At 66.9% G+C, this 26,485-nt stretch carries 21 protein-coding genes; 10 read left to right on the top strand and 11 right to left on the bottom strand.

What is annotated here, in order from left to right:
- From ACFX43_RS05570 to ACFX43_RS05550, 5 genes are all read right to left on the bottom strand, one after another.
- A partial coding sequence (locus ACFX43_RS05570) for a cation:proton antiporter (protein ID WP_378817986.1) occupies window positions 1-881 on the bottom strand: 881 nt, incomplete at its 3' end.
- A gap of 142 nt (window positions 882-1,023) precedes the next feature.
- Window positions 1,024-1,842, bottom strand: coding sequence for a substrate-binding periplasmic protein (locus tag ACFX43_RS05565; RefSeq protein ID WP_378817984.1), 819 nt, complete (start codon window positions 1,840-1,842; stop codon window positions 1,024-1,026).
- A gap of 158 nt (window positions 1,843-2,000) precedes the next feature.
- Window positions 2,001-4,154 (bottom strand): alpha-galactosidase, encoded by a 2,154-nt coding sequence (locus ACFX43_RS05560; RefSeq protein ID WP_378817983.1) that lies wholly within the window; start codon window positions 4,152-4,154, stop codon window positions 2,001-2,003.
- A complete protein-coding gene (locus ACFX43_RS05555; protein WP_378817979.1) occupies window positions 4,151-6,208 on the bottom strand; it encodes a beta-galactosidase in 2,058 nt (685 codons plus the stop codon). Before ACFX43_RS05555 ends, ACFX43_RS05560 begins: the two co-directional genes overlap by 4 nt.
- On the bottom strand, window positions 6,205-7,245 hold the full coding sequence (locus tag ACFX43_RS05550; RefSeq protein ID WP_378817977.1) for a LacI family DNA-binding transcriptional regulator: 1,041 nt from the start codon (window positions 7,243-7,245) through the stop codon (window positions 6,205-6,207). Before ACFX43_RS05550 ends, ACFX43_RS05555 begins: the two co-directional genes overlap by 4 nt.
- A gap of 161 nt (window positions 7,246-7,406) precedes the next feature.
- Between ACFX43_RS05550 and ACFX43_RS05545 the strand changes: the two genes are divergently transcribed.
- The 4 genes from ACFX43_RS05545 (at window position 7,407) to ACFX43_RS05530 (ending at window position 12,360) form a co-directional block, all read left to right on the top strand.
- Window positions 7,407-8,303, top strand: coding sequence for a carbohydrate ABC transporter permease (locus ACFX43_RS05545; protein WP_378817974.1), 897 nt, complete (start codon window positions 7,407-7,409; stop codon window positions 8,301-8,303).
- 8 nt (window positions 8,304-8,311) lie between these two features.
- On the top strand, window positions 8,312-9,172 hold the full coding sequence (locus ACFX43_RS05540) for a carbohydrate ABC transporter permease (RefSeq protein ID WP_378817971.1): 861 nt from the start codon (window positions 8,312-8,314) through the stop codon (window positions 9,170-9,172).
- 15 nt (window positions 9,173-9,187) lie between these two features.
- The gene (locus tag ACFX43_RS05535; protein ID WP_378817968.1) at window positions 9,188-10,531 is read left to right on the top strand and encodes an ABC transporter substrate-binding protein; all 1,344 of its coding nucleotides are present in this window, start codon (window positions 9,188-9,190) and stop codon (window positions 10,529-10,531) included.
- A 74-nt stretch (window positions 10,532-10,605) separates the two neighbouring features.
- Complete coding sequence (locus ACFX43_RS05530) at window positions 10,606-12,360, top strand: beta-galactosidase family protein (protein WP_378817966.1); 1,755 nt, start codon at window positions 10,606-10,608, stop codon at window positions 12,358-12,360.
- 600 nt (window positions 12,361-12,960) lie between these two features.
- Here the strand turns inward: ACFX43_RS05530 and ACFX43_RS05525 are convergent.
- From ACFX43_RS05525 to ACFX43_RS05510, 4 genes are all read right to left on the bottom strand, one after another.
- Entirely contained in the window at window positions 12,961-14,076 is a 1,116-nt protein-coding gene (locus ACFX43_RS05525; RefSeq protein ID WP_378817963.1) for an NDMA-dependent alcohol dehydrogenase, read from the bottom strand.
- A 183-nt stretch (window positions 14,077-14,259) separates the two neighbouring features.
- Window positions 14,260-15,861 carry a sigma-54-dependent Fis family transcriptional regulator gene (locus ACFX43_RS05520; protein WP_378817960.1) on the bottom strand — a complete coding sequence of 534 codons (1,602 nt, stop codon included), beginning with the start codon at window positions 15,859-15,861 and terminating at the stop codon, window positions 14,260-14,262.
- 42 nt (window positions 15,862-15,903) lie between these two features.
- Window positions 15,904-17,346, bottom strand: coding sequence for an aldehyde dehydrogenase (locus ACFX43_RS05515; RefSeq protein WP_378817957.1), 1,443 nt, complete (start codon window positions 17,344-17,346; stop codon window positions 15,904-15,906).
- Between the two features lie 598 nt (window positions 17,347-17,944).
- Complete coding sequence (locus tag ACFX43_RS05510; protein WP_378817955.1) at window positions 17,945-18,736, bottom strand: 2-keto-4-pentenoate hydratase; 792 nt, start codon at window positions 18,734-18,736, stop codon at window positions 17,945-17,947.
- A gap of 240 nt (window positions 18,737-18,976) precedes the next feature.
- On the opposite strand from ACFX43_RS05510, the gene ACFX43_RS05505 reads away from it, so the two are divergent.
- From ACFX43_RS05505 to ACFX43_RS05485, 5 genes are read left to right on the top strand one after another with little or no spacing between them, the layout of a single operon-like run.
- Window positions 18,977-20,053 carry an extradiol ring-cleavage dioxygenase gene (locus ACFX43_RS05505; RefSeq protein WP_378817953.1) on the top strand — a complete coding sequence of 359 codons (1,077 nt, stop codon included), beginning with the start codon at window positions 18,977-18,979 and terminating at the stop codon, window positions 20,051-20,053.
- Window positions 20,050-21,060, top strand: a complete 1,011-nt coding sequence (locus ACFX43_RS05500) for an NAD(P)/FAD-dependent oxidoreductase (RefSeq protein ID WP_378817950.1) — start codon at window positions 20,050-20,052, stop codon at window positions 21,058-21,060. Before ACFX43_RS05505 ends, ACFX43_RS05500 begins: the two co-directional genes overlap by 4 nt.
- Window positions 21,061-21,089: 29 nt before the next feature.
- Window positions 21,090-21,425, top strand: a complete 336-nt coding sequence (gene fdxA / locus ACFX43_RS05495) for a ferredoxin (protein WP_378817948.1) — start codon at window positions 21,090-21,092, stop codon at window positions 21,423-21,425.
- Entirely contained in the window at window positions 21,422-21,937 is a 516-nt protein-coding gene (locus ACFX43_RS05490; RefSeq protein WP_378817945.1) for a hypothetical protein, read from the top strand. Before fdxA ends, ACFX43_RS05490 begins: the two co-directional genes overlap by 4 nt.
- Window positions 21,924-22,739, top strand: a complete 816-nt coding sequence (locus tag ACFX43_RS05485) for an IclR family transcriptional regulator (RefSeq protein WP_378817943.1) — start codon at window positions 21,924-21,926, stop codon at window positions 22,737-22,739. Before ACFX43_RS05490 ends, ACFX43_RS05485 begins: the two co-directional genes overlap by 14 nt.
- A gap of 382 nt (window positions 22,740-23,121) precedes the next feature.
- Here ACFX43_RS05485 and ACFX43_RS05480 read toward each other — a convergent pair whose 3' ends face one another.
- Both ACFX43_RS05480 and ACFX43_RS05475 read right to left on the bottom strand, forming a co-directional pair.
- Window positions 23,122-23,916, bottom strand: coding sequence for a 2-keto-4-pentenoate hydratase (locus ACFX43_RS05480; RefSeq protein WP_378817941.1), 795 nt, complete (start codon window positions 23,914-23,916; stop codon window positions 23,122-23,124).
- Window positions 23,913-24,845 (bottom strand): 2-keto-4-pentenoate hydratase, encoded by a 933-nt coding sequence (locus ACFX43_RS05475; protein WP_378817939.1) that lies wholly within the window; start codon window positions 24,843-24,845, stop codon window positions 23,913-23,915. Before ACFX43_RS05475 ends, ACFX43_RS05480 begins: the two co-directional genes overlap by 4 nt.
- Before the next feature lie 160 nt (window positions 24,846-25,005).
- Here ACFX43_RS05475 and ACFX43_RS05470 point away from each other — a divergent pair, with 160 nt between their 5' ends.
- Window positions 25,006-26,385 (top strand): aldehyde dehydrogenase family protein, encoded by a 1,380-nt coding sequence (locus ACFX43_RS05470; protein ID WP_378817936.1) that lies wholly within the window; start codon window positions 25,006-25,008, stop codon window positions 26,383-26,385.
- Window positions 26,386-26,485: the final 100 nt, after the last annotated feature.

The raw sequence follows: 26,485 nt of genomic DNA, 5'->3' as shown, positions 1-26,485 counted from the left end.
ATGACCGGAATCGCGAGCGCGCCGAAGATCAGCCAGCTGATCATCGAGGCCATGTCGCTGGACTGGTCGACGAAGTAGACCTCCTTCTCGCCGCTTCGTCCGGCAACGTTCCCGAAGACCAGACCGCCCACGAAGGCGGCGACGAACCCGTTCCCATCCGTGAAAAGTGCCGCGGTGTACGCCAGCAGGGCGAGTGCGAGAACCGCCGGACCGCCGAGCTCCTCGGACAGCCAGCCGCGCTCGCGTGTGCGCCTGGTGACCAGGCCGCCCACGCTGCCGACGACGATGCCCGCGAGGAGGCCGACCAGCAGGGAGACGACCGCGCCGCCGGGGCTCTCGACACCGAGCACCCCCTCATCGACCGCGACACCGGCGATGGCCACCAGCACGATCGGGGTGGCGATGCCGTCGTTGAGCCCGCTCTCCACGTTCAGTACGCCTCGCACCTTCGCGGGCACGTGCGGGTTGGACATGACGGGTGCACCGAGAGCAGCATCCGTCGGCGCGAGCGCGGCGCCGACCAGGAGCGCTGCCCACGGGTCGAAGCCGAGCACGATCATCGCGGCTCCGGTGCCGATGGCGATCGTCAGCGGCAGACCGACACCGAGCAGCCGAACGTAGGTGCTCAGATCGCGTCGGAACTGCCCGAGCCGGACCCGCGATGCATCCGCGAAGAGGACCCAGACGAGAGTGACCTCTGCGATGACCTTGACCAGCTCGGGTTCGGCCTCGAGTTCGAGAAGGCCGAGCACGTCCGCGAACACCCAGCCGCCTGCCACGAACACGATCGGGGCGGTGAGCCCCAGCTGTTGGAGGCGACCTGCGAGAACGCACCACGCGACAATGGTCGCGAGGACCGCTACGAGCGCCGAGGTTTCCATGTGACGGACCTCCCGGCCTACCAGGATGTTCTTCGGGTATCACTCCCGTGTATCACAGACCCGGTGGGGATGCGCGCCATTCGGCCAGGAGTTGATGGAAGTCGGCGTACATGAACGAGCCTTCGCCTGCAGCAGGCAGGGTTCAGGCTCCCTTGTCGCGGAACACATCGGAGAGCGGGCCTGCCTCGAAGTAGGCGGTCTTGATCCGCAGCCACTCGCCGTCGAGGACCATGTTCTTCAGGACCTCGTCGATCTGTTCTTTACGCGGGTCACCGGATCGGATCACGAATCCGATCGGGGCGCCCTTGACCGGGTAGACGATCGGCTCTTCCAAGCCTATGGGTGCGCCTTTGATGATCGACTGAGCGTAAGGAGCTCCATGGAACAACGCGTCCGCTTCGCCTCGCTCGATCAGCTCGATGGCAGCGCCCACGTCAGGGGTCCTGACGATCTCGACGTCGTGGTACTTCTCTTCGAGGTAGGACCCTTGGACGGCGCCGTCGACGACCGCGATCCTCTTCCCATTGACGTCACCGCGCGTCCGGATGGTCGATCCCTTGGGGGTGAGGAAGGCAACGTACGTCGAGAAGTACGGCGCGCTGAAGTCGAACTCCCGCTCGAGCTCTGAAGTGCTCGTGACCTGGGCCCCGATCATGTCGATCTTTCCCGCTCGCAGGGCCGGGAAGAGCTCGTTGAAATCCATCGCCACGAACTCAGGCTCGACGCCCATGCCTTCGGCGACGCTGTGCGCCATCTCGTAGTCGAAGCCCTTGGTCGCGCCGCCGCTCTCGTAGTAGACGGGTTCGGTGCTGTCGACACCGATCCGAAGGGTGTTGCTGCTGGCGGCCGCGGCGCTCGCCTTTCCGCTGGCGGATGGAGCGGGGTCCGAGAAGTGTCCGATGAAGGCGATCGCGCACAGAAGGGTCACTGCGCCGGCGACGACCAACTTGATCTGGTTCATGTGGGGGTCCTGTTGCTGGCGATGGCTGGCATGCGAGCTCGAGCGGTAAGGCGTGAGTCAGACAACAGGACCCGTACGTCAGGTGGAACCTGGCCAGACCAACAAGACGCGAACGAGCGACGAATCCCGGGTGTCGCGGCCGGCACCGACGGCGACGGTCACGACGCCACCTCCGCGACCAGGTGCACGATGACCAGGTCGTCGGCCTCCAACAGGGGCGCGACCATGCCGACCTCGTCGAGCAGTCGGCCACTCATCACCGCGTCGCCGTCGTACCACGCGGGTCGCGGGCGGTCCTTGGGCGAGACCGCAAGAGGCACCGGCGTCACTCGGTACGCCGTCTCCGGGGCCAGGCCGGGGAACCGGATGCGGCCGGCCGGCTGGCCCAGGGTGTGGTCGAGCGCCGAGAGACGGAACAGCGCCTCGCGCCCGTCAGGGGCGACCACGCCGTCCAGCTGCAGGCCGTCGTGCAAGGTGTCCGCCCGCACGACCCGGCCGGAGTGGAGCAGGCCACGGAACCGCTTGTGCAGCGCGATCCAGGCCCGGAGCTCCTCGCGCTCCTCGTCCGTCATGGCGGTGAGGTCCCACTCGATGCCGAGATGTCCCCACACGGCGGTGCCGGCGCGGAAGCGCAGGGTGTGCTGGCGTCCGGTGGTGTGGTCGGTGCTCGATCCCACGTGGGTGCCCATCAGCTCGGGCGGGAGGGTCAGCCCGGTCCACCGGACCAGACGGTGCCCTTCGTGCGCGTCGATGCAGTCGGAGACCCAGGCCCGGTCGGTCCGCTCGAGGACTCCCAGGTCGAGGCGCCCGCCACCGCCGCAGCAGGACTCGATCTCGAGCGCGGGGTGCTGGGCACGGAGTGCGTCCATCAGGCGATAGGCCGCGAGTGTCTGCAGGTGGACCGCGGGCCTGTGGTCTCGGCCGCGGCCTGCGCCGGTCAGCGCACGGTTGTGGTCCCACTTGATGTAGGCGATGTCGTAGCGGTCCACCAGCGCCGAGATCTGACCGAACACGTGGTCCCAGGCGTCCGGGTTGGAGAGGTCGAGGACGTGCTGGTTGCGCGAACTGATGCCGGGACCGGCGTGGGTGCCGAGGATCCACTCGGGATGCGCCCGGGCCACGTCGGAGTCGAGGCTGACCATCTCGGGCTCGAACCACAGCCCGAACTCCATGCCCAGGCCCTGCACGGTCTTCACCAGCGGAGTGAGGCCGTCCGGGAACACGTCCTCGTCCACGACCCAGTCACCCAGGGAGCTCGTGGCGTCGCGCCGCCCCTTGAACCAGCCGTCGTCGAGGACATACCGCTCGACGCCCAGCTCGGCAGCACGCTCGGCGAGCTCGATCAGCTTCTCCATGTCCATGTCGAAGTAGACGGCCTCCCAGGTGTTGAGGAGCACGGGTCGCTCGCGCCGCGGGTGGCTCGGGCGCGCCCGCAGGTGCTCGTGGAAGCGGCCGGAGAAGGCATCGAGCCCCTCGCCCCAAGAGGCGTAGAGCCAGGGCGAGGCATAGGTCTCGTCGTGGCCCAGCACCATCTCGCCGGGCATGAGCAGCTCACCTCCGCGCAGCAGCTTCCAGCCGGTGAAGGAGCTCTCGGCGCAGAGCACCTGGTTGCCGCTCCAGCCGAGGTGAACACCCCAGACCCGACCGGCACGGAAGCCGAACCCGGACCGGCCGGCACACAGCACGGTGGCCGAGTCGTGGCCGGGACGACCGCCCCAGGCCTCGCGGACGTGCTGTCCCTGGGTGAACGCGTGGCGCTGCGGGGTGCGTTCGTGGGCGTGCCGCCCTGCCATGTCCAAGAGCTCGTCGGCCTCGGCCGGCACTGGCAGAGCCAGCTCGAGCAGCGTCACCTCGTACGGCGTCGCCGCCAGGTTCCGCACGCAGCCACGGAGGCGCAACAGGCCGTTCCCGAACAGCTCGATCTCGGTGGTCACCTCGACACCGGCCGGCCTGTCCAGCGCGACGCTGGTGAGCCGGGTGCAGTCGGTCGACTCGGCGACCGTGTGGTCCACCGAGTCGAAGGTGAGCGCCCAGGCCTGGCCGGCGCGGCTGCCCAGCAGACCCGGACGACCCACCCAGCCACTGGTCTGCTGCGGCAGCACGGATGCCCACGAGTGCTGGTAGATCGCCCCGTCGAGGCTCGGCATCTCCAGCGAGCGGAGAAGGTCGGGAAGGTGCTCGACCGCGGTCTCGCCGAGATCCGGTCCCCAGTGGAGGATGCACGGGAGCTCGGTGGAGTCCAGCCGGACGACCAGGCTGGTGTCGCCGCGCCGGAGGTGGACGCCGCGGGCGCGGCGGGTCTCGCTGGTCATCGGGCGGTGCGGGTGAACACGGCCACCCCGGAGCCCGCCAGCTCGGCGACGCCGCGATCGGCACCCGAGGAGAACACCGGCTCGCCGAGATCCAGCTCGCCGAGGTCGACCACGTCGTCGGTCCGGTTGACCAGGAACCAGTACTCCCTCTCGCCGTCTGCGCGGATGGCGAGCTCCACCCGGCCGCGAAGCCCCTCGGGCAGCTCGCTGTCCACCCCGGCGGCCTCGAGCAGCCGGGCCAGCAGCGGCTCGAGCCCCTCCGCACCCAGCCGGGTGGAGACGTACGTGGCCGAGCCGGGAGCCACGGTCCGCCGGGTCACCGCCGGGCGGCCCGCCTGCAGGCCGGTCTTGTACGTCGCGACGATCTCTGTGTCGGGAGCCGTCGCGGTGATCCGGTCGGTCCACCGCGTCCCGACACTGCCGTCGTCGAGGACGACCTCGTCGCCGTCCAGGAGCGGCCCGAACTCCTCGACGCGGATGCCGAGCAGGTCGCGCAGTGCACCCGGGTAGCCACCCGGCCACACGTGGTTGTTCTTGTCCACGACGCCGGAGAAGTACGTCATGATCAGGTGGCCACCGCGGTCGACGAACGCTCTCAGCAGGTCGGCCGTCGCGGCCGGCATCACGTGCAACACCGGCGTCACCACCACGTCGTACCCGTCGAGCGGCGCGCCGACGGGCAGGACGTCAGCCCGGACACCGAGCGCGAGGAACGCGACGTACCAGTCGAGAGCCTCCGCCCGATGGCTCACCGAGGAGCTCGGGTTGGCCTCCAGGTCGAGGGTCCACGACGACTCGATGTCGAAGAGGATCGCGGCCCGGGCCTGCTGGCGCCGCGACCCGACGACGGAGGCGAGCCGCTCGAGGTGCCCGCCCAGTCGGACCACCGTCCGATAGACCTCGCTGTCCTCGCCGGCATGGGGCACCATCGCCGAGTGGTACTTCTCCGCGCCGGCCAGGGACTGCCGCCACTGGAAGAAGCAGACGGCGTCCGCACCGTGCGCCACGTGGGTGAGCGAGTCCCGCACCAGCGCGCCGTCCGCCTTGGGCGGGTTGATCGCGCGCCAGTTGACCGCGCTGGTCGAGTGCTCCATCAGGAACCACGGCTGACCGCCGGCGATGCCGCCGGTCAGGTTGGCCGAGAACGACAGCTCGTCGCGGGCGGCGTCGTCGACGAGCGTGTAGTGGTCGTTGGCGACGAAATCGACCTCTGCCGCCCAGTCGGCGTAGTCGATGCCGTTGAAGTGGGCCATCACCATGAAGTTCGTGGTCACCGGCACGTCCGGGCTCAGCCGGTCGAGGATCTCCCGCTCGGCGCGCAGGTAGTCCTTGAGGGCGTCGGAGGAGAATCTCTTGAAATCGAGCTGGTGCGTCGGGTTGGGAATGGTGGGCGTCAGCCGCGGCGGCAGCACCTGGCTCCAGTCGCTGTAGCGCTGCGACCAGAACGCGGTGCCCCAGGCGTGGTTGAGGCCGTCGAGGTCGCCGTACCTCTGCGTCAGCCAGGTGCGGAACGCCGCCGCGGCGTCGTCGGAGTAGTCGTAGAGGTTGTGGCAACCGAGCTCGTTGGAGACGTGCCAGGCGGCGAGCGCCGGGTGATGGGCGTACCGGCTCGCCATCGCCTCGACGACCGCCAGGGCATGCTGTCGGAACACCGGTGACGTCGGCCGCCAGTGCTGCCGGGCGCCCGGCCACATGGTCTCGCCGGTGCGCGTGACCGGAAGGATCTCCGGGTGCCCAGCACTCAACCAGGGCGGCGGCGAGGCGGTCGCGGTGGCGAGATCGACGGCGATGCCGTGGGCGTGCAGGAGATCCATCACCTCGTCGAGCCACGCGAAGTCCCAGGTGTCCGCGGCCGGTTGCAGGCGGGCCCAGGAGAAGATCCCGAGGGAGACGATGTTCACCCCGGCCTGACGCATCAGCCGGACGTCCTCGTCCCATACCTCCCGTCCCCACTGGTCGGGGTTGTAGTCGGCCCCGAAGCCGAGCGGTCCGCGAGCGTTCTCGATCGCGAGCGACTCGGGCCATCGCACCCACCGGTGGGGTCGCCGGCTCATGCGGTCGTCCTGCGGGGCGGGGCGGTGCTGGCCCGGACCACCAGTCGCGGCCGCACCAGGGCCTCCTGGTGCTCGTGCTCGCCGGACTGGATCTCCCGGATCAGGGCATCGACCGCGCCCCGGCCGACCTCGTCGAACGACTGGTGGACGGTGGTCAGTGGCGGCCAGAAGTACGCCGCCTCCTCCATGTCGTCGAAGCCGACGACGCTGACGTCGTCGGGGACCCGGCGACCGCGCTCGTGCAGGGCTCTCAGGAGTCCCAGGGCCATCTGGTCGTTCGCGGTGAACACCGCGGTCACCTCCTCGTTGTCGGCCAGCCGGAGGCCGGCCTCGTAGCCGGCTCCGGTCGACCAGTCGCCCGGCAGCACCGGTGGCACCGTTCGGCCGTGGGCCTCGAGCGTCTCCTGCCACGACGTCCGGCGGCGCCGCGCGGAGTAGGACAGCTCGGGCCCGGCGACGTGCCAGACGGTCTCGTGACCGAGGTCGAGCAGGTGCTCGGTGGCCAACCGTGCTCCGAGGGCCTGGTCGTTGTCGACGATCGGGTAGTCGTACTCCGCGCTGGAGTCGACGACGACCACCGGCAGTCCTTCCGGCACGGCGACGCCGTCGAGCCGGTGCGTCTCGACCAGGATGATGATGCCGTCCACAGCCTGCTCGCCGAGCTGGTCGAACGCCGCTCGAACGGCGTCCTGGGTGGCGTCCAGCACCGGCAGCAGGTTGATGGCGTACCCGGTCTGGGTGGCGGCGGCCGCGATCGCGTCGAGGGTGTGGGTGGTGCCGACGCTGGAGAGCTCGAACGCGATCACGCCGATGCTCTGGAACCGTCCGCTGCGCAGCGCCCGGGCCGCCCGGTTGGGCCGGTAGCCGACCTCGCGCATCGCGGACAGCACCCGCTCCCGGGTGGCCGCGTCGACGTAGCGGGCGCCGTTCGCGACCCGCGAGACCGTCTGTCCCGAGACCCCGGCGATCCGGGCAACGTCGGCCTGCGAGGCCCCCCGCCGTGGAACTGGTCCCGCGGCCGTGCTGTCTGTCGCCATGGACCGAATAATCCTTCCGCCAACCTGTTGACGTCAACATGTGTCGTACGTCACTGTACCTGTTGACGTTAACAGGCCGCCACGGAATGGCGGTGAAAGGAGGTGGGACGGTGTCCCAGGGCGCGACTCAGTTGGAGAGAAGCCGGGAGAGCCGTGGTGGCGTGCGACCACCCGTGCCCGGTCGCCGGTGGTCGCGCAGCGACACGAAGGGGTGGATCTTCGTCGGCCCGTTCCTGGCGGTCTTCGCGCTGACCTTCCTGGCGCCGATCGGCTACGCCGCCTACCTCAGCCTCTTCCGCGCGCAGGCGTTCTTCGGCACCACGGAGTTCGTCGGTCTGGACAACTACGTCGACGTGTTCACCGACGACAAGTTCTGGGACGGCTCGTTGCGCGTCCTGCTGTTCCTCGTCGTACAGGTGCCGATCATGCTGGGGCTCGCCCTGGTGGCCGCGCTGGCCATCGACAGCGCCCGGCTCTACGCCACGAGCTTCTTCCGGCTCGTGATCTTCCTGCCGTACGCCGTTCCCGGCGTCGTGGCCGTCCTGATGTGGGGGTTCATGTACGGCACCAACTTCGGGCTGGCCGCCGACCTCAACGACCTGTTCGGCACCTCGATCGTGCCGCTCAGCAGCAACTGGATGCTCGCCTCGATCGCGAACATCGTGACCTGGGAGTTCGTGGGCTACAACATGCTGATCTTCTACTCCGCGTTGCGCACCGTGCCCGGCGAGATCTACGAGGCCGCCGCGCTCGACGGCGCCGGGGCCCTGCGGACCGTGCTCTCGATCAAGATCCCGGCACTGCGCGGGGCCATCCTGATCGCCACGATCTTCTCGATCATCGGCACCTTCCAGCTCTTCAACGAGCCGAACATCCTCCGCACGCTGGAGCCCAACATCATCACGACTTACTACACACCGAACCTCTACGCCTACAACCTGTCCTTCGGCGGGCAGCAGTACAACTACTCGGCGACGGTCGCGATCGTGATGGGCCTGCTGACCGCGGTGATCGCGTACGCCGTCCAGCTCCGCGGCTCACGAGAGGCGATGAAGTGACGCGCCGGGTGAGCACGTCGCCGCTGGCGGCGCGACGGTCGCCGCTGCTGACCGTGCTGATGGCGCTGTTCCTCGTCTACACGCTGGTGCCGCTGGCGTGGCTGATCCTGAGTGCCACCAAGACACAGGCGGATCTGTTCTCGAGCCCGGGACTGTGGGTCGGCGACGAGTTCGCGTTCTTCAGCAACGTCCGCGACACGCTGACCTACCGCGACGGCATCTTCCTGCGCTGGCTGGCGAACACCGTCCTCTACGTCGTGGTGGGTGCCGGCGGTGCCACCCTGCTGGCCACCGCGGCCGGCTACGGCCTGGCCAAGTACCGCTTCCCCGGGCGGCGGGCGGTCTTCGCCGTCATCATCGGCGCGGTCGCCGTGCCCGGCACCGCGCTGGCCGTGCCGACGTTCCTGATGTTCTCGAACATGGGGCTCACCAACACGGTCTGGGCGATCATCATCCCCTCGCTGATCAGCCCGTTCGGCCTGTACCTGATGTGGGTCTACGCAGCGGACGCCGTGCCGGATGAGCTGCTCGAGGCGGCGCGTATCGATGGCGCCGGCGAGATCCGGATCTTCTTCACGGTGACTCTGCGCCTGCTCGCTCCGGGCATCGTCACGGTGCTGCTGTTCGCTGTGGTCTCGACGTGGAACAACTACTTCCTGCCACTGATCATGCTGAGCGAGCCGAAGCTCTACCCGCTCACCGTGGGCCTCACCCAGTGGAGCGCCCAGGCGACGGGCGCCAACGCGCAGCCCGTCTACAACCTGGTGGTCACGGGATCCCTGCTGACCATCGTCCCGCTCGTCATCGCCTTCATCCTCCTCCAGCGGTTCTGGCAGTCCGGCCTGAGCGCGGGAAGCGTCAAACAGTGAAATGAAAGGAACGACATGTTGATCATCAGTGGGCGCAGAGCCCGCCGCCGGATCGCCCTTGTCGCCGCAGCCCTCACGGCCGCCTCCGTGCTCGCCGGCTGCGGCTCGGACGACGGGGGCGGCAGCGGAGGCGAAGGCACTGCCGCAGACCTCGACGCTGCTCTCGAGGAAGGGGGCACCATCACCTACTGGACGTGGACCCCGTCCGCCGAGGCCCAGGTGGCGGCGTTCGAGGACCAGTACCCGAACGTCGAGGTGAAGCTGGTCAACGCCGGCACCGGCAACGACCACTACACCAAGCTGCAGAACGCGATCAAGGCCGGTTCGGGCGGCCCCGACGTGGCGCAGATCGAGTACAAGGCGCTGCCGCAGTTCGCGCTGCCCGGCGACCTGGTCGACCTGGGCCAGTACGGCTTCGACGAGTTCGAGGCGGACTACACACCGTCGACCTGGGCCTCGGTGCAGGCCGGCGAGGGCCTCTACGGGCTGCCGCAGGACTCCGGTCCGATGGCGCTCTTCTACAACCAGCAGGTCTTCGACGAGCACAAGCTCGAGGTGCCGACCACCTGGGACGAGTACGTCGAGGCCGCCCGGACCATCAAGAAGGAGGACCCGTCGCAGTGCATCACCAACGACAGCGGTGATGCCGGGTTCACCACCAGCATGATCTGGCAGGCCGGTGGCACGCCGTTCCAGTCCGACGGCGAGAGCGTCACGATCGATCTGCAGGACGAGGGCACGCTGAAGTGGACGGGCGTGTGGAACCAGCTCATCGAGGACGAGCTGGTCTGCACCATCCCCGGCTGGACCGAGGAGTGGTACAAGGCGCTGGGTGACGGGACCATCGCTTCCATCGGTCTCGGCGCCTGGGCACCCGGTGTCTTCGAGCAGTCCGTGCCCGACGGTGCGGGCAAGTGGCGGGCCGCGCCGATGCCGACGTACGACGGGCAGCCGGCGACCTCCGAGAACGGGGGCAGCACCCAGTCGGTGCTGGAGCAGAGCAAGAACCCTGCGCTGGCGGCGGCGTTCGTGCGCTGGCTCAACCACGAGGAGGGCGTCGAGCCGTTCCTGGAGAGCGGTGGCTTCCCGGCCACGGTCGCGGACCTGCAGGACCCGGCGTTCGTCGACAAGAAGAGCGACTACTTCGGTGGCCAGCAGGTCAACCAGGTGCTCACCGACGCGGCCACCCAGGTGGTCGAGGGCTGGCAGTACCTGCCGTACCAGCTGTACGCCGACACGATCTACGGCGACACCGTCGGCAAGTCCTACCAGACCCACTCCGCCCTCGAGGACGGCCTGGGAGCCTGGCAGGAAGCGCTCGTGAAGTACGGCGACGAGCAGGGCTTCAGCGTCAACTGACCCACGACTGACGGGACCGACGGCCGCCGCACATCGCGGAGCGGCGGCCGTCCGTTCCCTTGCGAGAGGTAGGCATGCCCGAGTTCACGATCGGCGAGACCGACTTCCTCCTCGACGGTGAGCCGTTCCGGATCCTCTCCGGCGCGTTGCACTACTTCCGGGTCCACCCCGACCATTGGGCGGACCGGATCGAGAAGGCCAGGCTGATGGGCCTCAACACCATCGAGACGTACGTGCCGTGGAACGCCCACAGCCCCCGTCAGGGCCTCTTCGACACGGACGGCATCCTCGACCTGCCGCGGTTCCTGCGCCTGGTGGGAGAGGCCGGCATGTACGCGATCGTGCGTCCGGGGCCGTTCATCTGCGCGGAGTGGGACAACGGCGGGCTGCCGCCCTGGCTGTTCCGGGAGCCGGGCGTCGGGATCCGCCGCCACGAGCCGCGCTTCCTCGACGCGGTCGAAAAGTACCTCCACCAGGTCCTGGCGCTCGTGCACCCGCACCAGGTCGACCTGGGCGGACCCGTGCTGCTGGTCCAGGTGGAGAACGAGTACGGCGCGTACGGTGACGACCAGGACTACCTGCAGGCGATCGCGGACATCATCCGTGGCGCCGGCATCGGCGTGCCGCTGGTCACCGTGGACCAGCCCGTCGATGCCATGCTCGCCGCCGGTGGCCTCGACGGGGTGCTGCGTACCAGCTCCTTCGGGTCGGACAGCGTGAACCGCTTGCGCACCCTCCGCGACCACCAGCCGACCGGGCCGCTGATGTGCATGGAGTTCTGGGACGGCTGGTTCGACCACTGGGGAGGCCGGCACCACACCACCCCCGTCGAGCGGGCCGCCGAGGAGCTCGACGCCTTGCTCGCGGCCGGTGCCTCGGTCAACGTCTACATGTTCCACGGCGGCACGAACTTCGGCCTGACCAGCGGTGCCAACGACAAAGGCATCTACCGGCCGACGGTGACGTCGTACGACTACGACGCTCCCCTGGACGAGGCCGGGAACCCGACCGCGAAGTACTTCGCGTTCCGCGACGTCATCGCCCGCTACGCCCCGGTGCCGACCGAGATCCCCGGCGCCGCCGGTCTCGCCCCCGAGCAGACGGTGGCTTTGGGCGAGCCGGTCCGGCTGCTCGACGACCCGGCGGCCTGGGGCTCCTGGAGCCGGTGGGAGTCGCTGCCGGTGCTGGACGAGCTGGAGGCAGAGACTCGTCTGGCCGTCTACCGGACCGAGCTGCCGGGCGACGGCCCGGGCGTCCTCACCCTCGGCGAGGTCCGTGACCGGGCCGCCGTCCTCCTCGACGGCGCTCCGGTCGGCATCCTCGAGCGAGAGCACCACGAGCGGGCGATCGAGCTGCCACGCGGGCGCGGCCGGCTGGAGCTGGTCGTCGAGGACCAGGGCCGAGTCAACTACGGCCCCCGCATCGGTGAGCACAAGGGGTTGGTCGGGCCTGCTCTGCTCGACGGGGTGTCTCTCACGGGCTGGGAAGTCCTGGCCATCGACCTCGACCGCGTGCCCCGCCTGTGGGAGACCGGCCCGCCCGAGGGCCGTGGCTCCGGGGTCGGGCCCACCGCGTGGCGCGCACACTTCTCGGCCGAGCCCGGCATCGACCTCTTCCTCGAGACCGCCGCCTGGGGCAAGGGCATCGCCTGGGTCAACGGCTTCTGCCTGGGCCGCTACTGGCGACGCGGGCCGCAGCGCACCCTCTTCGTGCCAGGCCCCGTGCTGCGGTCCGGGCACAACGAGCTGGTCGTACTGGAGCTGGACGTGCTCGCCGATCCGACGGTCCGGTTCGTCGCCGGGCCCTCCCTGGGGCCGCTCGAAGACTGAGTCCCGCTTGGGCGTGCGGGATCTACCAAGCGGTGCCTCGGATGAGGTGTGGCCTCTCGAGTTGCGCTCGCGTATCGCGCCGCGATCGTGGTCTCGGCGGCGCTCGCCTATCCGCTGGAGACAGTGGGCTGCCCATACGTTGTCTGGGCAGCCCACTGGCAGCCGGGGTGATCGTCATGAGCATGGCGGGCAGCGTCCTGGGCCTACGCATGCGTTCCGTTCGCGCTGGTGGGGCCCGATCCGGGCTGACAGTGCAACTGGTAGTTCCTCGTGAGCGGCGTGACGTGGACCATGGTCGTCTTGCTGTCCGTGCAACCGTCGGCCGTCAGGACGAGATCCACGGACGCCCGGCGGGCGTTTGACGTCGCAGTGTTTGAAGAGGGGGCCGGGTGTGGCGTGGTCTCGTGCGCGGCGGTCGCGGCGTCTCGCTGTGGCTCGCTTGGGGTTCTGGTGCTTGCACGCGCTGGGCCCAGCGGATCGGGGCTGGGAGCCGTGGAATAGTCGGGCACACCGGGCGTGCCAACGACGACGTGTACGTCACTGGTGGCCAATGTTCTTCCCGATGCGCCAGAGCAGGTACGGCTCCCGCTCCGGTGTCGGTCAGGGGTGCTCGTGGACGACCACTCCACGGACGTTCGCTCCGTTGAGAAGGTCGTCGTAGCCTTCGTTGACCTGCTCGAGCGTATAGGTCCGGGTGATCAGTTCGTCGAGCTTGAGATCACCGGAGCGGTAGAGGTCGAGCAGCCGCGGGATGTCAGTTGTCGGGTTACAGTCGCCGAAGACGCTTCCTCGGATCTGCTTGCGGTAGAGCGTAAGGACCGACCCGGGCAGCTGGACGTTGACTTCCTCCATCTTGTTCAGTCCGGTGAGCACGATGATGCCGCCCTTGCCGACTGCGTTGAAGCCGCCAGCGACGATGTCAGACGTCAGCAGGCCCGGTGTGAGAATGGCGGAGTCCGCCATCTGGCCGCGCGTGAGGTTGGTGATGGTCTCCATCGCCTCGTGGGTACTTGCGAATGCGTGGCTTGCGCCGAACTCCATTGCCTTCTGGCGCTTGTTGGCGAGCGGGTCGATCGCTATGACGTTCTTCGCGCCGGCGAGCACGGCGCCTTGCACGGCGTTGACTCCAATGCCTCCGACGCCCATCACGATGACCGTCTGGCCGGGCTTCACCTCAGCGGTGTTGACCGCCGACCCCCAGCCGGTGGGTACTCCGCAACCAACTAGTACCGCCTTGTCCAGCGGCAGGTCGTCGTCCACCTTCACGCACGAGCTCTGGTGGATGACCCCGTACTGACTGAACGTGCCGAGCATGCACATGGCGCCGTATTGGCCATGTGGTCCGGAGATCGGGAAGTGCTGGCCGGGCAGGGACCCTTCAAGGATGGTCGCTCCCATGTCACAGATCGACTGCTGGCCGTTGGCACAGTAGCGACAGGTGCCGCAGCTCGGGATGAAGGAGCAGACGACGTGATCGCCCGGCTTGACCCTGGTGACGCCTGGGCCGACCTCCTCGATGACACCCGCGCCCTCGTGGCCCAGCACCATTGGCAGTCGCGCCTCGAGGTCTCCGTGTGCGATGTGCACGTCGGAGTGGCAGAGCCCGGCGTACGTGTAGCGGATCAGCACCTCTCCCTCACGGGGCTTGTCGAGCTCGAGCTCCTCGATCTCGATCGGCTTCCCGGTCTGATAGACCACCGCTGCCTTGGTCTTCATGTTCGCTCCTCTGTGTGACGGGCTGGATACGAGCAATCGTGACGAAAGACACGGACCGCGGACGTTCAAGAACTGGACACGTTGGGTCGAGTCGCCTGTGAGGTGATTAGGGAGGCCGGGTGGTCACGGTGCACCGCCGACCCGCCTCGCGCCAGCGATGACGGGTGCGTTCCACGTCACGGCTCAGGATGCAAGCCTCAACGCACGAATCTTTGCGTACAACGTGGTCCGCGAGATCCCGAGTGCCTCGGCGGTACGTCGTTTGTTGCCGGCGTGCTCACGGAGGGCGGCCACGATCGCGTCACGTTCGGCGCGCTCGATCGGCGACATCGGCCGGGCGGGGACCGACGATTGGTATGCCGCGGGGAGGTCAGAGAGCGTGACACCGCCCTGTGAACGGTGGGCCACGACGTGCTCGAGGACCGCGCGGAGCTCACGCAGGTTGCCGGGCCAGGGCTGGGACGAAAGCGCCCGCAGCGCACTAGGGGTGAAGTGGAGCGATGGGTCGGCGCCCAACGATTTGAACATCCGTGCAACGAGGACAGGCAGTTCGTGCGAGCGGTTCGCCAATGAGGCCATGTCTTCGCTCTCGATGCATTCAGCAGCTAGGGCGGCGGCGCGTCCGGTCAACGATTCGCGCGGTCCCGAAACCATGAACACTTTCGGCGCGCGACGGGTGGCGACGTGAGCCGACACCAGGTCAAGAAGGTCGTCCGGAAGCAGGTCGAGGCCGTCGACGCAGATGGTGCCCTTGCCGGCTCGGGTCAGGGCAGCGAACTCCCGCGCCCACGTATCGCCGTGCAGCCGGGCCTGCGCAGCCGTCAGCGTCGTCACGGGCGGTGCGCTCGCCAGTTCCCGGGCGCGCGTGCTGCGTCCGGCCCCAAGCGGACCCGACACCAGAAGCGGCCCGTTCGACCTGACGGGCACGGCTGCCCGCCTGGAAGGAGGAGGGTCGTGTGGCTCGAAATGCAGCAGTGCCCCGCCTCGGGCACCTCGAACTCTGTCGGCCCGGACCCGCACCGCCGTACCGGACTCGAGGGTCATCTCCACTGCCACCCCCGTGGGGGCGTCGTCCGCGATCATGCGGAGCAGCGTCAAGTCGGTTGATCCGAGCAGATCGATCGCCGCCTGGTTGGACATCAGGAGGTCGTGGCCGACTGCCACTACCGGGCGGCGGCGGGCACCTGCGGACCGGAAGGCGCAGAGCAACTGGCGGTCTGAGACCCGGCTACCTTCGAGCAGCCGTTGCTCGATGTCGGCCACCGCCCGCTTGACCAATGGCCCGAGCAACGGATCCGCCCTATCGCCCATGGCGGTCAGGTCGAGCACGCCCTCGATCCGCAGCGTCGTGGGGTGGAAGATCGGGTGCGCGTAGCAGCTGAATCGCCTGAGGGCTAACGCGAAGTGCTCCCCGCCGTGGACGCTGATCGATTGGCGCGTCTCGAGGACGATGCCGGGCGCTGTCGTACCGATCGCCTCTTCCAGCACGGAGGCGCCGACATCGACGCCGAGGTTGTCGAACGCGCTTCGGGTCGGACTGTCAGCGCACCCACGACGGATCATGCGGCCCTCGCGATCGACCAGCATGGTGATCAGGGCCGTGCCCTCGAGCATGGAGTCGAGCTCCTCGAGGACCGGGCCGGAAGCGGCAGCCAGCGGGCTCGCGCGATCGATGTCGGCGTGCGGGACGACCGTCAGTGCGGACGTCGGGTCCAGTCCGGCCAGGCTGGTCCGGCGCCATGAGTCCGCGATCGGCGCGCGGAATACCTCGGTCGTTGTCGCCATCGGCGCGGTCCTCGCTGGTTGCCTCTCCCTCGGTCAGCCAGATCAGAACTGGTACATCGACTTGCTCACTTGGTAGGCACGCAGGCCGTCCGGCCCAAGCTCTCGCCCGACGCCGCTCGCCTTGACTCCGCCGAACGGCGATGAAAGGTCTGGGAGATAGCCGTTGATGCCGACGGAGCCTGTGTGAAGCTGGCGGGCGACTGCGTTCCCACGATCGCGATCAGCAGTCCAAACTGTGCCGGCGAGACCGTATGGCGATTCGTTCGCGATCCGAATCGCATCGGATTCGTCGTCGTACGGGGTGATGGTCAGGACAGGACCAAAGATCTCCTCCTGAGCAATGCGCCAGGAGTTGTCGACACCGTCGAAGACGGTCGGCTGCAGGAACCATCCGTCGCCGGCTTCGGCTGGTCTGCCACCACCTGTCACCAGCCGGGCGCCTTCCGAGCGGCCGAGTGCGATGTACTCCTCGACGCGGGAGCGGTGGGCTTGGGTGGCGAGAGGGCCGATCTGGGTCGCTGGATCCAGCGCATCGCCTACGGAGAGCGATTCGGCCAGCGCTGCGAACGTCTCGACCACTTCTTGATACCGCGAGCGTGGGGCCAGGATCCGGGTTGAGAGGAAACAGGTTTGACCGTTGTTCAGCAGGGTTGCGCCGAAGAGCGCCTCGCCGACCTTGGCGACCTCAAGCTCAGCGTCTTCCAGGAAGATCGCCGCTGACTTGCCACCGAGCTCGAGAGTAGCGGGCCGGATCAGTCGGCCGCACGCGGCACCGATCTCCCGACCAGCTCGCGTCGAACCGGTGAACGCCACTTTGTCCACGTCCGGATGCTCGACGAGGTGCATACCGATCGAGCGATCCCCGGGGACGATGTTGAGGACGCCGGCAGGTAGGCCAGCCGCCTGAGCAGCCTCTCCGACGAACTGACTGTCCAAAGCTGTCTCGACCGAGGGCTTCAGGACCACTGAGCAACCCGCAGCGAGTGCAGCGGCGTACTTCTGGGCTCCGAGCGCTTGCGGGAAGTTCCACGGGACGATCGCAGCCACCACGCCGATGGGTTCTGATCGGACCTTGGTCGTTCCTCCCATGGCTGATGGATGCTCGACCTCATCCGGTGTGCGACGGATGAGATCCGCGTAGTACTCGAGCATCATCGCGGGGAACTGGGCCTCGACTTGGAGAGCTACGCTGATGGGCATCCCGTTCTGGGTGCTCACAGTTCGAGCCACGTCCTTGCCACGTGCGCGGAGTTCATATGCGAATCGGTCGAGGACTTCCGCTCGCTGGTTTGCCGACCACGTGCGCCAGCCATCCTCGCGAACGAAGGCCTCTCGTGCTGCGGCGACTGCGCGGTCCGCGTCGGCGGTGGCGGCACGAGGGTACGCGCCAGCCCATTCCCCGGTGCTGGCCGAGGTCACGGTGACCATCTCAGTGCTAGACGGTCGAACCCACTCACCGCCGATGAAGAAACGACTCTGCTCCATCTGTGACTCCTGTCTGGTTGTCTCCAGTCGGAGTCTGAAGGGCGTGTCGTGCGTCACACGAGGCCGCGGTCCAATGGGCTGACCAGCATGACGATCTTTACTCGCGAGGGACGACTGGATCAGCCATTCCTCCTTCGAGTGACTGGGGACCGTGCTGAGGTCGCGAGAGAGTCGTCTGACTGCATCCGCAACAAGTGGAGTCGCTCGGGCGGCGTGAGGCATGTTCCCGCGGGAAGATCACGCTGATCGCCGCGCACGCTGGGTAGTTTTCGGAGCCGAGGTACGCGGTTGCCACGGTCGGCGCTGCCGCTGCCGCCCATTGCCGGTTGTAGCGGCCAGTGTCTCGAGCGACACGTCGTTCACCGTACGACGAAGCCCGCCGCGTCTCGCTCGCTGTCATCCCCAGCGGTTCTTCCGAGCAACTGATCGATCGCCGCGTCCGAGAGTCGTCGGGACGTTCGCCTTCGGCCGGAAGCCGGCGCTCGCCTCCGTGGTCGGGCGTTCGTTGCGGTAGGCCCTCCGGAATGACTCACACCGGTGGCATGCGCACGCACTCTTACCGCTGACCGACCATCTGACACGCTCTCTCGGAGCCTTGTCAGCTTCGGCGGAGCGACACACTTACGCCGGATGAGAAGTCGGCGAACATCTGAGCTCCGCGTGGCAGTTCAACAGCGGACGTCAGCCCTCCCGTGATCACGACTTGGCCCGCTGACAAGCCCGGTAGGCCTCTGCGTTCCAGGGTCGAGCAGAGCCATGCAACGCCGAGCAGCGGATGCCCGCTTGCGGCCGCCCCGCTCGCCGTTGCGAGGATTCCGTTGACAGACCTGACTGTCACTGAAAGGCGGTGACACTCGAGGGGGTCTATCCCTAGGTCAGGCCCCAGCACGACCCCGGCCGCGGATGAACCGTCGGCAGTGTTGAGTTCTGCGGTGAATCGATAGTCGCGCCAGACCGAGTCGACGATCTCGAAGCACGCACGAACGCTTCCGACCGCTTGCGCAATCTCGTGTAGCTGCAGGCCAGATCCTGCGAGGTCGCGCTTTAGGACGACGGCAATCTCCGGCTCGACTCGAGGCTGCACGAACCGGTCGGCTGGCTCACCATCAGCCAGGACCATGTCCGTGTAGAGCGGACCGTAGTTGGGGGCTGGCACGCCCATCTGTGCCCGCATCGCCGCCGAGGTGTAACCCAGCTTGTATCCGAGGATCTGTCGACCGGTCGCGGCTCGCAGCCCATGCAGTTCGTCTTGGACTCGATAGGCAAGATCCAGATCCCACGCGACCCGGTCGGCGTCAGTGACCAGACCTCCGGCGACGCGTCCGGCGTCCAGAAGTGCGCCTCGCTCATGTGCGTCGTGCAGCCACCCGGCAAACTCTCGCACCGTCATGTCACCCCGTCTGTTCGTCAACCTACTTGCCTCTCTTTCGGTTCAATCTCGTTGACAGCATCGTGGGTGCTCCTTCGGGCCTCGTGCTCTCGTCGAGTCCATTGCACGGACCGATCGATTGAGCACCATGTGCTCCGGTCCACAGACTCCCCAACACCGGTGTAACGAGGGCCACACAGCATTCACGAACCGGGGCCCTCGTTGCACCGGCACCAAATCCGACGTGAAGGAGCGAAGACCATGGGCGAGATCCTGGGACTCGGGGTTACCCACTACCCCCCGCTGAGCGGAACCGATGACAACTTGAGCGCCGTGTTCCGCGGGGCGCTGGCAGACCCGCTGCTCCCGACGGAGCTAAAGGATCCGGCAAACTGGCCGGAGCGTGCTCGGCGCGAGTGGAGCGACGACGAGGGGCGTGCAGCGGGCCGCCTGCACCGCGAGCAGCTCCGGGAGGGGTTCAAGCGGACACGGAAGGCGCTGGACGAGTTTCAGCCTGATGTCGTCCTCATCTGGGGTGACGACCAGTATGAGAACTTCAGGGAGGACATCGTGCCGCCCTACGCCGTCCTTGCCTACGACGACATGGTCGTGCATCCGTGGAAGCACACCCACGACTCGAGCAATATGAAGGGCAAACCCAACGTTTGGGGCGAAGGCCCCGACACTGAGCGGGTAGTCCGTGGGCATCGGACCTTCGCAAAGCAGCTCGTCGAGAGCCTGCTGAACGCCGGCTTCGACACCCCGTACTCCTACCAGCAGCTCCACCACCCGTCGTTTGCCCACGCCTTCCTCAACACCGTGCTCTACCTGGACTATGACCGGGAGGGGTTCGACTATCCGGTCGTCGCGTTCCCGATCAACTGCTACGGCAGGAAGGTGATCAGTTACAAGGGCGACATCACGCCGCTCGGCGTGGAGCGCGAGCTGGATCCTCCGAGTCCGTCGCCGGCAAGGATCATGGACCTCGGAGCCGCAGTTGCGCGCGCGTGCATCGAGAGCCCCTACCGCGTTGCGCTGGTCGGAAGTTCGAGTTGGTCGCACAGCTTCCTCGTCGACTCCACGTCCCGACTTTTTCCCGACTCTGCCTCTGACGAGCGCATGTACGACGCTCTGGTTCGTGGCGACTACGACACATGGCGTGCAACGACGCTCGAAGACGCCGAGAAGTCCGGTCAGCAGGAGTTGCTTAACTGGTGGGCGCTCCTGGGTGCCATGGAGGAGGTAGGGCGAACGCCGACGTGGAGTTCGTTTGCTGCCTCGAACATCTTCGTTTCGAACAAGGTATTCGCGGTCTACGAATCGGGAGCTAAGTCGTGAGCCGCGGGATTCACGTTGACGTCGCCATCGTGGGAGCCGGCCCTGTAGGTCTCTTTGCGGGCTTCTACGCGGGGCTTCGCGGGATGACCGCTGCGATGATTGATTCGCTCGATGAGCCGGGTGGACAGGTTGCGGCGCTCTATCCAGAGAAGGCCATCCGCGACATTGCGGGCTTTCCCGAGGTCAAAGGCCGCGAGCTCATCGAACAGTTGATTGCGCAGCTTGCCCCGCATAAGCCGACTTGGTGTTTGGGGAGCACCGCTGTCGAGGTGGATGAGGTCGACGGCGGATTTACGTTGACGACCTCGAGGGGTGACACGGTGCATGCACGCGCAGTCGTCATCACCGGCGGTGTGGGGAACTTTGTTCCCCGAACGCTCGGGGTAGGGGAGGAGTACGTCGGGCAGGGCGTTTCCTACTTCGTGAAACACCCCTCGACGCTGGCGGGGAAGAACGTCCTCATCGTCGGTGGTGGCGACTCAGCGTTCGATTGGGCGGACACGTTGGCCGGTGTCGCAGGGTCTGTGCGTCTCGTGCACCGCAGGGACCGATTCAGGGCCCACCCGGACACCGTCGATCGCGTGCTCTCCAATGAACTGGTGAACGTCCATGTGAACAGCCAGGTTGTGAGCATGTCGGGGTCACCGCTCTCATCTTCCACGATCAGATCGGCTGAGGGCAACGAGATCGAAGTAGCGTGCGACCACGTCGTCGCGGCTCTGGGTTTCATCGCGAACCTCGGCCCGATCGAGACGTGGAACCTGGATCTTGAAGACCGCAAGATCCGCGTCGACGCCACGATGGCCACCAGCCGCCCGGGAGTCTTCGCTGCCGGCGACATATGTACATACCCAGGTCGGGTGGCGCTGATCGCAGTCGGTTTCGGAGAGGCTGCGACGGCCGTCAACCACGCCGCTGCGCATATCGACCCGCAAGCCGCCGTCTTCCCGGGGCACTCCACCGACGGCGCGGGCATGTCGCAGGTGCATTCGCTCTCGCCCGCCTGAACCGAACAACCAACCTGAAGGAGCTCACCGTGGCCTTCGTCATCACAGACGCTTGCATCGACGTCCAGGACCGCTCATGTATGGAGGAGTGTCCCGTCGACTGCATCTACGAGGGTGACCGCAAGATGTACGTGAACCCGCTTGAGTGCATCGACTGTGGTGCATGCGAGCAGGTATGTCCGGCTTCCGCGGCCATCAACCCCGTGAAGCTGCTAGGCACGTCCGGGGAGCATCACATCGCAGATAATGCCGCCTTCTTCGACACGGTCCTGCCCGGACGCGATGCCCCTCTGGGAACGCCCGGAGGCGCGTCGCGCCTGGGACGAGTTGGCGCCGATACGCCTCTGGTAGCCCGGGCGCCGTGATCCCGAAGTGGCCGGGCCGGGCCGTTGGAGTTGCGGCGGTCCTCGCGCCGGTGGTCGTCGTCTCCGCCGTCACCGGTCACGGCTTGATCACAGCATCCGTCGTCTCGACCACTGCAGTCGCCGCTCACAGACCGGAAGCGTTCTTGGCGAACTGGTGGCCGATCGTCAACGCGTACGTGTTTGCCAGCGTGGTCAGTGTGGTGGCGGCTGCGACCCCGGAAGTCGTTCCTGAGAGTTCCGTGTGGCTCTGGCCGTCTCTCGCGGCGGGGATCGTCCTGATCTCATTCGCCGGACGCGTGCACGCGCCGGTCGCCGGGCTACCCCTCGTCGTCACGGGAGCGACGGACGATCTGACGGCCCTTCACGCGGTCGGAGCCGCGGTGATCGGCGCAGGGGTTACCTTGGTCAGTCTTCGATTCGTCCTCCGTGGTGCGAACCGGGCGGATCGGTGGCACGATGTACGCAGATCTGGGGCACGATGGATGGACACTGAAGAGCATGCGGATCAGTGATTCCGAGACGAGCGCCGGGCGCGACACTGTTAGCAGGGTTGCGCTCGTGCTCGAGGCCGTCTCTGAGCATCCCCTCGGCATCGGTCTGACCGATCTCACCGCCGCAACCGGCATGAAGAAGGCGACGGTCTACCGGATCGCGGAGAGGCTCGTCGCCCACCATCTTCTGCAACAGACCGTCCACGGCTATCAACTTGGTCTGCGATTCTTCGAATGGAGTCGCAATGTCCCAGTTACCCGAATCCTTCGGGCAGCGGCACTTCCTCTCATGGCGCAACTCGCCAGCCGAACCGGGCTAACCGTGGAGCTGGCCGTGTACGAAGGAGGAGACATGGTTGTCGTCGAACGTATTCCCGGGCACGTCGTCGATACCTCAGCGTTGCCAGATCGACGTCCCGCTGCGCACACCTCGACGGGACTGGCCATCCTTGCCTTTTCCTCACCCAAGGTCGTGAATGGTGCCCTGGCATCAGCCGAGGCCGCCGGCCGCCCGGTGGCCCCAGCCATTCTTGAGTCAGAGCTCGCTGTGGTCAGGAAGAACCGGGTAGCCCGCGACACCGGACGCTACGACCGACGATGGGGCGCGGCAGCGGCGCCTGTCGTGGCGACCGCTTATCTCGGCACCGAAGATTTCCCGGCATGCGCGGCTTTATGCGTCATCGGGCCAGCGAACACGCCTCATGTCGACCGAGCCACACCACTGGTCCGTGACGCAGCCAGACAGCTCTCTCACGAGCTCAGCACCATTCCCAGCCACCCGGATGAGGAGTGGCCAGTTCCAGTCGTTCCGCGGGGGACCTGAACAGCTCCTGATCAACCTCAGGAGTCGGTGGCGCGCACCTCCTGGGTGCTCAAACGGCAAGATGGGCGGCGACCGGTTTGGTCGCCGCCCATCTTGTCTGCTCGCTGATCTGGTGGCATGTTAACTAATGCTCGGCGGAGGGTAGCCCGGCGCCGGGGGCCGGGCTAAGGAGGATGCGCCGGTCATGCCGCCACGCTTCCTGGCATCGCGCGTGGAGGGCAAGAGCAGGTCTCGCTGCAGGGCAGATACGTGTGCACAGCATGACCGCAAGACAGGCACAGCAGGTCGTGCGAAAGGTGCACGGGACGCCCACTGGTGATCTTCCACATCGCTTTCACCTCCTCTCCGTAGCCGCAAGACTCAGCCGGGCTTCAGAACCCCATCAGGCTGACTTCCCGTTTCGAGTGACGCCGGTGACGGTGACGCTGCCAAGGCCGGCGATGCGAGCTGTGACTGTGCGGCCCGGGCTCATCGGTACCGGCGCCGTCAGGCCGCCGGAAAGGACGATCCAGCCGGCCTCCAGCCGCTCCTGACGCTCCGCGAGTGCGTTCGCCATGAAGGCAACGGAGGCAGCCGGGTGCCCAAGTACGGCCGCGCCAGCGGCCGAGTCGACGACGACGCCGTCCACCTCGAGGAGGCAACCGATGGTTGTGAGATCTGTCGCCGGGGCGACAAGGTCGACGCCCAGCGCAATACCCGCTGATGAGGCGTTGTCCGCGATTGCGTCGAGGTGGGTAAAGGAGAACCCGTCGAACCGGCTGTCGATCACGTCAAGTGCTGGGCAGATGTATGCAGTCGCAGCCAAGACGTCGGCTGGCGTGACTCCGGGGCCCTCCAGGGGCTTGTCGAGCACGAATGCGATCTCCGGCTCGATGCGGGGATGGATCAGATCGGTTAGATCGAGTTCGTCGCTCTCGATGACCATGTCGCTGGTGACAAGTCCGTAGAGTGGCTGGTCGACGCCCATGGCGATCTGCTTGGCTCTGCTGGTGAGTCCGAGCTTGCCCCCCAGCAGACGAGCGCCACGGCTGATCCGTGCCTCGACGACTTCGCGCTGGATCTGGTAGGCCATTGCCTCCGTGAGATCATTCTCCTTGGTCAACGGAGCGATCGTGACGCGAGACGTGGCGGCCTGGTCGAGCCGATTCGCCAGATCATTCAGTTGCACCGTGTTCATCGGGCACCGACCTTGTTCATCGTGGGCGCATCTGCGGAGTCGTCCACGAAGCTGACGGTGACGTCGCCAAGGGTGTCGAATTCGGCTCGAATCGTGTCTCCGGGCACGACTTCGATCGCGCGGGTACATGTGCCGGGCATGATCAGGTCTCGCGCGTTGAGATGCTCGCCGAACGGCGCCAGGGTGTTTGCGAGCCAAGCGATGGCGGCGGCTGGATTGCCTAGGACTGCTCCGGACGCTCCGGTCTCGACGATGGCGCCGTTGCGGCGCAGGACGACACCGATCGTTCTGGGGTCGACTTGGTCGAGCGGCGTCGGAGCGCCGCCCACGACCACTCGCGCAGAAGATGCGTTGTCGGCGATGGTGTCGACGATCGTGATCTTCCAGTCCTTGATGCGGGAATCGATGATCTCCAGCGAGGGCACGACGAAGGCAGTCGCGGCAAGGACATCGGCGACGGTGACCCCCGGCCCCTTGAGCGAATGGGCGAGTACGAAGGACACCTCTGGCTCAACTCTTGGCGCGATGAGTGCGGAGCTGGTGAGGGGAGTGTTCTCGTGATGGAACATGGAACCCAGCAGAACGCCGTAGTCAGGCTCGTCGACGCCGAACTGCGTTTGCATGACCCGTGCGGTCAGGCCCACCTTGCGTCCGCGTACGAGTTCGCCGGCGTCGCGTCGCATCCTGGTGCCGGCAGCCTGAATTGCGTAGGCGTCAGCGATGGTTGCCTCTGGGAACCGCTGGCTGATCGGCTGGATGGGCACCCCCGACTGTTCTGCGTCGTAGAGCTCTTGGGCGAGTTCGGTGACCTGGGTGTCACTCAGGGTCGTCGCGGATCCGGAAGTAGACGTTGTCATGAGCGTCACTGTCATCGCGTGGGCTGGCGCCAACAATGTGCCGGACCGTCCAATGGACCATCGAACGGTCATGGTGCCCCAGACTGCGGCAGCATCGCGGCGTCAGTCAGGGTGCGCTGTCCATCGCGGCCTTCGGTGGGCTCAGACGAGGCGCAATGCACCGTCACTGCTGAACCGTCTAGACAGATCGCCCTAGCAGGAACCTCGATCCGTCCCCGACCAGGAGCAACCAATGTCTGCCAATGGCGTCCTTGCCAGCAAGAACCCGTACGACTCGTCCGATCTGATCGGCGAGTTCGCCCTCACGACGGGGGCACAGGTGTCCGAGATCGTCGAGACGGCTCGTCGGGCCGGACGGGAATGGCGCGAGCAGCCAGCCACCGTCCGCGCCGACTCTCTCTACGCGGCGGCCGCGGCGTTGGAAGCGAATCGCGACCAAGTGGCTCACCTTGTGGTTCGAGAGGTCGGGAAGCCGATCACCGAGGCACAGGCCGAGGTCAAGCGGGGGATCGACATCCTCCGCTACCACGCCGGCGGCTTGATGATGCCCTCCGGTGACGTGCTGCCCGGTTCGACGGCCCGAGGCGTCCAGTTCACCACCCGTCGCCCACTCGGAACCGTAGCTGTGGTTACCCCGTGGAACTTTCCCGTCGCGATTCCTCTGTGGAAGCTGGTGCCGGCGCTGGCGTGGGGCAACGGCGTGGTGCTGAAGCCCTCCTCGGAGGCCGTTGGCGTCGCGAGTCGCCTCGTCGAGATCCTGGCGCCCCACTTTCCGGTAGGCCTGCTGCGTCTTGCGATCGGAGGAAAGGCCGTGGTCGACCGTCTACTGGATGACGACGGCGCCGACGCGATCAGTTTCACGGGGAGTACGCCGGTCGGACTTTCGCTAGTCAAGCGCGCGGCGGCCCGGGCAGTTCCGTGCCAGACCGAGATGGGGGGCAGTAACCCCACGGTGGTCCTGGCAGATGCCGACCTGCAGCAGGCAGTTGCAGCAGTCGCTGGATCTTCGATGGCATTCGCGGGCCAAAAGTGCACCGCGACCAGCCGGATCATCGTAGAGGCTTCGGTCTACGACGCGTTCCGAGACCAGTTGACTGAATCCATTCGAACGATCCCGGTGGGGGACCCGTTCGAGGCCAAGACGGTCACGGGTCCTGTGATCGGCGCGAGCGCGCTGGCTGAGGCGCTCAACGCCGTCAAGCAGTCCGGCGGAAAGACGCTCACCGGGGCAGAGGCGGACGTGGAGACCAACGTCCTGAGCCCAACGTTGGTTGAGGTGGACCCTGGAGTGTCAGACGTCCTGCTTCAGCAAGAAGTGTTCGCCCCGGTGGCTGCGCTGGTTCGGGCCGACGACGCCAAGCAGGCGATGGCCATCGCAGCGGACACCCCGTTCGGGTTGTCGGCTGGATTGTTCACCTCTGACGTTGCCTCCGTCCTCGACTTCATCGGCTCCAGTGAGGTCGGAATGGTCCGGGTCAACGCGCCGACCACTGGCGTCGACTTTTGGGCGCCGTTCGGTGGAATGAAGTCCTCTTCTTATGGCGCGCGTGAACAAGGTCCAGCAGCCAAGGACTTCTTTACGCACGGTGTAACGGTCTTCATCGATGGCTAGGCGGTATGAGTGACCGCTCGACCTGAGTTGCTGCGGATCGACGAAGCGAGAGGCGCCCGTCCCAGTATTTCGGGACGGGCGCCTCTCGCGCCGTGGGGGG

This window comes from Nocardioides sp. YIM B13467 (assembly GCF_042788075.1).
Lineage (GTDB): Bacteria > Actinomycetota > Actinomycetes > Propionibacteriales > Nocardioidaceae > Nocardioides.
This window is presented reverse-complemented; position numbering and strand designations above follow the sequence as displayed.

Coding starts and splice junctions, on each gene's coding strand:
- ACFX43_RS05565 (WP_378817984.1), bottom strand. CDS start 1,842: ATGAACCAGATCAAGTTGGTCGTCGCCGGCGCAGTGACCCTTCTGTGC.
- ACFX43_RS05560 (WP_378817983.1), bottom strand. CDS start 4,154: ATGACCAGCGAGACCCGCCGCGCCCGCGGCGTCCACCTCCGGCGCGGC.
- ACFX43_RS05555 (WP_378817979.1), bottom strand. CDS start 6,208: ATGAGCCGGCGACCCCACCGGTGGGTGCGATGGCCCGAGTCGCTCGCG.
- ACFX43_RS05550 (WP_378817977.1), bottom strand. CDS start 7,245: ATGGCGACAGACAGCACGGCCGCGGGACCAGTTCCACGGCGGGGGGCC.
- ACFX43_RS05535 (WP_378817968.1), top strand. CDS start 9,188: ATGTTGATCATCAGTGGGCGCAGAGCCCGCCGCCGGATCGCCCTTGTC.
- ACFX43_RS05530 (WP_378817966.1), top strand. CDS start 10,606: ATGCCCGAGTTCACGATCGGCGAGACCGACTTCCTCCTCGACGGTGAG.
- ACFX43_RS05525 (WP_378817963.1), bottom strand. CDS start 14,076: ATGAAGACCAAGGCAGCGGTGGTCTATCAGACCGGGAAGCCGATCGAG.
- ACFX43_RS05520 (WP_378817960.1), bottom strand. CDS start 15,861: ATGGCGACAACGACCGAGGTATTCCGCGCGCCGATCGCGGACTCATGG.
- ACFX43_RS05515 (WP_378817957.1), bottom strand. CDS start 17,346: ATGGAGCAGAGTCGTTTCTTCATCGGCGGTGAGTGGGTTCGACCGTCT.
- ACFX43_RS05510 (WP_378817955.1), bottom strand. CDS start 18,736: ATGACGGTGCGAGAGTTTGCCGGGTGGCTGCACGACGCACATGAGCGA.
- ACFX43_RS05505 (WP_378817953.1), top strand. CDS start 18,977: ATGGGCGAGATCCTGGGACTCGGGGTTACCCACTACCCCCCGCTGAGC.
- ACFX43_RS05485 (WP_378817943.1), top strand. CDS start 21,924: ATGCGGATCAGTGATTCCGAGACGAGCGCCGGGCGCGACACTGTTAGC.
- ACFX43_RS05480 (WP_378817941.1), bottom strand. CDS start 23,916: ATGAACACGGTGCAACTGAATGATCTGGCGAATCGGCTCGACCAGGCC.
- ACFX43_RS05475 (WP_378817939.1), bottom strand. CDS start 24,845: ATGACCGTTCGATGGTCCATTGGACGGTCCGGCACATTGTTGGCGCCA.
- ACFX43_RS05470 (WP_378817936.1), top strand. CDS start 25,006: ATGTCTGCCAATGGCGTCCTTGCCAGCAAGAACCCGTACGACTCGTCC.